Origin of the sequence: Streptomyces sp. H27-H5 (genome assembly GCF_026627505.1) — a bacterium.
In the GTDB taxonomy this organism is placed as follows: domain Bacteria; phylum Actinomycetota; class Actinomycetes; order Streptomycetales; family Streptomycetaceae; genus Streptomyces.
On record NZ_JAPNLK010000184.1, the window covers coordinates 1 to 7,856 of the forward strand.

Below are 7,856 nucleotides of genomic sequence, written 5' to 3' on the forward strand. Positions count from 1 at the left end.
ACCAGAGCCGACAGGCCGCATCGCTCGGCCAGCCGGATCACCGGGACCAGCCCGGCATGCGCGATGAGATTCGGCTCGTCGAACGCGGCGAACACCCTCGCCGGGCTATGGAAGAATTTCACTTGAGAGGTGCCTTGCCGGTTGGTGCTGGTGGAAGCGTGAGAACTCCCATCATCCCAGGTCAGCGGGCACCTCCTCCCGTTTCCCCGTCCACAGCCCGGCCGTTACACGGTGGATCGAGGCTGAACACTTACCTCGGCACAGTTCGCCAATACACTGACCGGGCTGGTAATTCGGCAATCCGTGGGGCGTACCGGAATCTGCTATGACAATGCCATGGCAGAATCATTCTTTGCGACGCTGAAAAATGAACGTGTCCACCGGACCGTTTACCCCACCCGCGAACACGCCTACCGCGACATCGCCCGCTACATAGAGGTCCGCTACAATACGAAGCGCCGTCACTCGGGACTCGGGTACCGGACCCCAAGAGAGGTCCACGACGAGTACCTGAACCAGCAGCTCGCAGCCTGAATTAACTAATTGGCAGCTGTCCGGGAAAGGCGGGGCCCCTCAGACGGTTCAATGCGGGGTAGGCGTTCTGTTCGCCGCACTGCGCCGCTCGGTCTCGAATTTTCTTGCCCAGGTAGTGCCTTTACGTGTTTTGGTGAGCCAGTCTTGGGCGTTGAACGACTCTTCTGGCAAGCGTGTGTGCTGGCTCGCAGGGGATTCCTCTATCGTCGATGTGACGTATTCCAAGAGGCCTTCGTACAGCTCCTCCAACACGGATACCGGAACCCAGTAGGTACTAATACCACGTATCCCGTCTTGAAGTTTGAGCATCCTCTCGACGTCCTCCTGTATTTCCTCTCTGTTGGCAACTGATATTGCCGACTTTGTCCCTCCTATCCAGGTGGTCTCGGTCATCTTGATGAGATTGGCCGATTTGATCTGCTCGCGGAGGGTTTCGAGCGCCTCCTTCTTGTACCGTTCCTCTTCCTTGCTGTTCCAGTATGCCTCGATACCCTCTTTTGACATCCCAATAGACTCGAGCTCTTGGTGGGTATCCGCGCGGCGATCTTCGAGTATCTCCGCAAATTTACCGGCAACTTTCCCACCGAGTCCTTGCACAAATTGATCCGGTAGGGGCATTTGGTTTCCCCAGTTCCGCAGCCACTGGTACGCCATATAGAAAAGCCCTGGCATGGCGAGAAGGAATCCGACCGGACCTGCGGCGGCGGCAAAGGAGGCATATTTTAAACCTAGCAGAGACACCGTATCGGCGATGATTCCGAAGGTGTCGAATATGCCTGCCACGACATCACTGTTTCGGATACTGTTGCTCAGCGAGAGGATGTTGGCGACCAGTGAGACGGCTGGACCGGCTTTCCCGAGGAAATCGGCCAGGCCTGTGGAGCCCATGAGCTCGAAAGTCGACTGGAGGACGGGTACGGCGATGGCGGTGCTCGACCCGGCGGCTACGAGCTGATCGAGCGCGTCTCCTTCGACTATGCCGGCCAAGGTTGCGGATCCGATGAGATTTACGGTCAGCAGAACGAGACCCGCCGCTTTCCACGCGGAGTTGGGGTCTTCCAATTTCCAGCCGCGCTTGTCCAGTACTCTGCCACCTTCTGCCACTCCAGCTCTTGCAATCTCCACTTCGAATAGTGCTCTGGTCCGGTCATGCGCGGTGCGAGCAGCGACAAGCTTGGTCTTGCGTGTCCCGTATTCAGGAGGAAATTTGACCCCGGTTAAATCGGCATCCACTGTTTCGGCCGTAGGGAGTTCTCCGTTTGCATACTTGGCAGGGTGTAGTTTCGCGTGCAGTGGCCTCAAGTCGTTTATTGCCGCGAGGTATCTATCAGATGAATTCATGAGGTTTTTGGCGGTCGTACCCAATGGACCCCCTGCTGCGGCGTTTTCCTCCACGCTCCTCATCATGGCCCTGGCCAGGGCGTGATTACTCTCTTCGATGTTCAGATCCCTGAAGAGTTGTATGGCCGGGTCTGCACTTCGGCCTGTCCCTCTCCAGTCGAAGGGGGCGCCGCTTCCCGTCCGGCTACTCATCTCTGCGGCAAGTTCATCCATCCATTTTTGATCGATCTTTTCCAGTTTGACGGAAGGGTCGTACGCTGAGAGCATTCTCACTGGAAGGTTCGAGGGAAGCGAGGAAGGGTTGCTCTTCGTGGTGATGATGGCTCCGATGATGCTGGCGCCGCTCTCAATAGAAGGCGTGATGTCGAAGTTCAGGTCCTGCCATTGGTCGTCCATGTGAACGATTTCTATCAACTGCTTGTCCGCGAACAGGGCGAGGATCGGGAGACGGTCGCCTTTCGTGCTGAGAGGCGGCGGGCACTTTATGCTGAAGCCATCAGTTGTCCATTTGAAGTCTGACAGGGGCGGAAGGAATAGGAAGGAGGTCGGTGGGTCGTTCAACCTGAAAGCTCTGCCCGGCCCGATCCTTGCCTGGATCCGCAGGCTCTGCTGTTGTTGCTGGAGGTCGCCGGAGTAGTCGGGCTGCAGATGTTCGGAGGCGGCGAGGTACACCACGCCGGGCTTGTCGAAGGCGACGGAAGCGGAGGGGCCACCGAAGATGCCCTCCCTCTGACCGAGCGAGCGCGCCGCGTTATCGGCGTCTGCACTGTAATCCTTTCTCGCCGTCGACAGGTCTTCTTCGTCTTCATGTAAAACGTCCGTGCTCTCGATCTCGAAGTGTTTCCGTACGGCGTCGACCGTCTTTTTCACGGCGTAAACGGGACGTTCCGTGAATTGAGTTTGCAATGCCCGGATTTCGGTCCTCAGCGTGCCAAGTCCGTCGTCTTCCCGGGGCTCCTGTCCGGATCCGACGGGCACGGCCGGGGACAGCCGCACGCCGGCGCCGGCGCCCGGGGGGAAGGCCTCGTCGATATCGCGCACACCGGGGAGGGAGATGGTGGCCTGTCCACCACTCGCGACTTGCCCTGTGACCGTGACGAGGCCAGGCAACCCGAGTCTTTCCCTCTCACTCAGCGGCGCGAATGGACTACCAGCGCCCGACATTAACGCATACTGCAGGTATGTGATGGTGATGTCCCATACCTGCGATGTGTCAGAGGCGGGTATCTGGACGAGTACCTCAGTCTTCCCGTGAGGGATGTTGACCGTGGCTTCGCTATGGCCCGTCACTGGTACCTGGACCCCGGTTGACATGGTGGCCCCGGCCACGCTGGTTACACAGAAGCTGTGGACCGGAGTTCTCCGAGAGGTTTTTCCGTCTTTTGTCTCTCGGGCTTCCCAAGTGTGCTTGCCGAAGTCCAGTTGCTGGGTGAGTGGATACTCCCAGTTGCCGTCCTGGTCCACGGTTGCGATTCCGGCTTCCGTCCAGGATTTGGAGGTGGGGCCGATCTGGACTGTCGCTCCGGGTGTCCCTCTTCCCCTGAACACCGGGGTGGTCGAGACCTCGCCACCTGATTCGGGGCTGTCGATCACGACCGTATCGAAAGTGAGATAGAATTGTGCAGCGTTCTGTGCGCCATATAGTGCTATATATAGCGAGTTCCTGCTCGAAACATAGACGGATTTTCCGTTGGCTCGGAGCCGGAATGGTTTCCCTTCCCCCTCTACGTCACCGAAGAAGTCCATCGTGAATTTTGTCGCTTTATCTCTTGTTCCGAGGTCGATCCAGTCTTGACCGTTGACGCTCCAGTATCTATATCCGGCGTAATTATTCCCTGTGCTTTCGATGATATAGCTGTTCCCCTCGGGATGGAGGCGGAGGCGTGTCCCTCTCTCCTTGCTGGTGAGGACAGCGAAATCGTAGTTACCGTACAAAAACCCACCTGGTCTAAAAGAGACTCCATGGCTGCCGGTGGTGAGGGTAACCACCGTCGCCGTTCGTTTGGCAATGATGGGACTACTGACGGCATGTGGGTCATCCTTGGTGTACCGACCTACGAGGGTCTCGGTCAATTCTTTTTCTTGACCGGCGCCTGCGAGGACTTGACCGGTGCCTTCGAGGATTTGTTCGCTTGCTCCGGTGAGGCGGGAGATGATCCGGTCTCGTCTTATTTTGTTCGGGTTCTCGCTTTCGGGGAGGTGGTCGGGGTGGTCGGTGTAGTTGAAGTCTGTTTCCGTGGCAGTTTCCGGGGTTGTCTGGGTGTCGGGTGGTTGGGTTTCGGTCGTTTCCTCGGTGATGGTTCCGTCGAGGTTTTCCTCGACGGTTCCGTCGTCTTGTTTCCGGAATGTTCCGGTGTAGTCGTGCTGGGTTGTTCCGGTGGTTTGTGTGGCGGTTCCGTCTTCGTCCTGGATGTGGGAGAGCTGGGTGACGTGGACCTTGTGAACGGTTTCTTCGCCTGTGTAGTCCTCGGTGAAGGTTCCGTCGAGGTTTTCGGTGATGGTTCCTTCGGTGTCTTCGTTGATTTCTCCGGTGAGGTGCAGCTCGATGTTCCCGGATGGTGCGGTGATGGATTCCAGGGCGGTCTGGATGGCTGCGTCGAATTCCCGCGCGATGTCGACGTCGGAGTCGGTTTCCGCGGTTTCGGTTTCCCCGGTTTCCTGTCGCTCGGTTTCGGTTTCCCCGGTGTCGGTGTCGGCGGGTGGTGTGTGTTCGGTGGGGTTTTGGGTCCAGGTTTTGGCGAGTTTGGTGAGTGTTCTCTCGACGGTGGCTCGTGTGAGGGGTTTGCCGGTGAGGAGTTTGACGAGGAGGGGGGTGAGGATTTCGGCGGTGGGGTTTTGGGTGTAGGCGGCGAGGGCGGGGAGGAGATGGGCGAGGGTGTGGTGGTGGGGTTGGCTGTGGAGGAGGGAGGTGAGGGCGGGGGTGAGGTGGGTGATGGCGTTCTTGGTGGGTTGGTCGTCGGTGAGGGTGGCGAGGGCGGGCAGGAGGCGGGGGATGGTGGCAGCGGGGTCTCCGTCGGGGAGGGAGGCGAGGGCCGGGGTGAGGTGGGTGATGACGTCCAGGGTGGACTTGTCGTCGGTGGCGAGAGTGGCGAGGGCGGGGACGAGGTGGGCGAAGGCGTCGCGGGTTCGGCCCTGGAGGATGTTGGTGACGGTGGTTCCCAGGGCGGTGATGACCCTGGCTTCGGTGCTGTCGCCTCCCAGCCAGGTCCCGATGCCGGCCAGGACGTCGGTGATGGCCTTCTCGGTGCGGCCGGTGGCCAGGCTGATGAGGGCGGGGGCGAGCGCGGTGGCGAGTCTGCCGGTTCCGGTGGCGCCGGTGGCGTCGTCGACGAGGTCGGCGAGGGCTGTGATCGCGCGGGTGACGGCTTGTTCGGTGCGACCGTTGATGAGGTCGATCAAGGGAAGGGCGAGGGAGCCGATGACGCGTCCGATCCGCGCGTTGCCCAGAAGGTAGCCGACGACGGAGACGATCCCGGGGACGGCTTGTTCGAGGATGTCCTGCCAGGGTTTCCCGTCCAGGATCGCGGAGACGACGGGCAGGAACGCCTTGAACACGGTCGTGACCTCGCCGGCCTCGGGGAAGACCGCCGCGACGAACGCATCGAACGCTTCCCCGGGAGCCTTCTTGGTGACGATGGCGTCCACGAGGTCGGCGATCGCGCCGGTGATCCTGGCCGGGGCCTCTCCACCGGGGATGAACGACGCGACGAACGAGGCGATGCGGAAGGCCGCTCCGGCGAAATTGAAGACCCCCTTCGCGACATCCCCCCTGTCCAGATCCTCCAGGGCCCTGCCGATGCCTTCGACGGCCTTGCGAATCCGATCGTCGGCGAGTTTGGCCACAGCGGTGAGGACTTTCAGGAGCGCTTTCCTGTCCGTGCCCGCGAACAACTCCTCCAGTGCCCGACTCAGTTCCTGGAGCACCCCGGCCTTGCCCGTACCGAGGAAGGTGCCGAGCGCGGGAAGCACAGCGATGAGAGCCCTCTTCCAAGCGTCCTTCCCGCCACTGAGGAAATGGCTGACAGCCGTCGAAAGACCTTTGACCGCCGCTCCGGCATCCCTGTTGCCAGTGAACTCCGCCACCAGGTCACCCAGAAGAGGCATCAGACGAGGGAGCGCGGCCTTCAGATCACCGGACCGGACCCCGTCGAGCGCTTTGATCAAGGACTCGACGATCTGACCTATTCTGCCGCTGTCGCCGCTCGCCTTGGAAATGATTCCGGCAACGGCTCCCAACACGCCTGTGAGCGCCTGACCATAATTCTCGCCCTTCTTCAGGTCGGCGAAGGCTTTCCCGGCGGCCTTGACCAGCCCCTCTGCCTCCTGCCCCAGGAGCCTCGCGACCGGCCCCAAGACCTCGTCCAGGCCCTTCCCCCCGACCAGAGCCGTCACCGCTTCCCCCAACGCGCCGACGATCTTCCTCGTCTCGCCGGGGGGGAGCAGCCCGGTGACCGCTGGCAACACGACGCCCAGGGCCTCTTTGTACTCCTTCTTCTCGATGTGCGGATAAGCGACCGCGACCTGAGAGATCAGATTCCCGACCGGGCCCTTCAACGCAACGCCCAGGCCCCTGAGAGCCCCAACGAAATCCTCTTTCATCAGAGCCGTCAGCACAGGCCCGAGGGCTTTGACGGTCCTGCCCGCGTCACCCCCCACCAGATCCCCCACGGCCCTCAGCAGACCAGGAAGGGTATCCCTCAACTCCCCGCCCTGGGCCATAGCCGTGGTGACGGGCAGCAGACCGTCGAGGAGGAAACGACGCAACCGCGGGTCCACGACGACCTGATCCCTCGAAAGGAAATTTCGTATCCCCTCACGAAGCTCGATCAACGCCAACCTGTTCGGAGCCCCGCCCCGAGGCCCGGCCACCGGGACAGGCGTGGGCGGCTTTACACGACGCTCGCCCACCGTCGACCCATACACCACCGTAGGCGGGGTGATTCTCCTCGTCGGATCCACCGCCCCCAGGTGGACACGCCCCGCCGCGAACTCCCTACCGGTCGTCGTCGGCTCCCGCGGGGGCAGATCCCTCCGGCCCGTGATCCGCTTCTCCAAGCCCTCCCCCAACACCAAGGGGGCGTTGAACTCCCCACCACCACGGGCCCGCGCCGACTCCGTCAACTCCTCCAACTGCCGCGCGATCGGGAGCAACACCTTCGCCTGCGACGCAGAGGGATCGGAACGAGAAATCCACGAGACAAGCACTGCGGCCAGGCGCTCCGCCTGCCACGGGTCATTGACCTGCCGTACCCCATTCAACGCGTCCCTCGCCCTGGCGAGCAGCAGCCTGTCTTCACCCTCCGGTGTTTTCCCGACTTCCTCGATGCTCGCCTCGATCCAGGCGAACGCCACTGCCGCCTGCCGCCGCGCCGAACTCCCGGACGGCCCCGCCGCTGCACGACCCGCGGCCGACGACCCCGCAGAGGCCCTCCGCGGGGGCTCCTTCGCCGACGTGAGCGGCATCTCGGTCATACGAACTCCTTACGGAACAACTCAGTGACCGAAGACCAGCGAAAACCCGCTGACGTCAGGACGCGAGCAACGACAGACCCCAAACCCGAGTGCACAGCCCCTCACCTACCCCACCGGCGACACCACCCGCCACTGCGGCTTCCAAACCCGAAAACCAGGACCGACACCGAAACGCACACCCACCACACGCACAAGTCTCCCCACCACCCCCACCCCACGAAAGACAACACCCACACCCCGAAAAGGCAGAGCGGGTCACGGGGGTCTGTCTCAGCCTCGATCCACCGCGTGGCGGTTGGGCTGTGGATGGAGAAACGAGAAGAGGTGCCCGCTGACCTGGGATAATGGGAGTTCTCACGCTTCCATCTGGCCCAGTCGATAAGGCACCTCGTAAGTGAAATCCTCCCACAGCTCGGCGGCGGTGTTCGCGGCGTTCGACGAGCCGAATCTGATCGCGCATGCCGGACTTGTCCCGATCGTCCGGCTTGCCGAGCGGTGCTGTCTGCCGG

The 7,856-nt window shown here is 61.6% G+C and carries 2 protein-coding genes; one reads left to right on the plus strand and one right to left on the minus strand.

All coding sequences use genetic code 11. The annotated features are described in order from the left end of the window. Positions 1 to 303 precede the first annotated feature (303 nt). The gene (locus OTB19_RS40790; protein ID WP_420717011.1) at positions 304 to 534 is read left to right on the plus strand and encodes an integrase core domain-containing protein; all 231 of its coding nucleotides are present in this window, start codon (positions 304 to 306) and stop codon (positions 532 to 534) included. Positions 535 to 582: 48 nt separating this feature from the next. Here the strand turns inward: OTB19_RS40790 and OTB19_RS40795 are convergent, their stop codons facing one another. Then, positions 583 to 7,347, minus strand: a complete 6,765-nt coding sequence (locus tag OTB19_RS40795; protein WP_267803923.1) for a hypothetical protein — start codon at positions 7,345 to 7,347, stop codon at positions 583 to 585. Between the last annotated feature and the right edge of the window lie 509 nt (positions 7,348 to 7,856).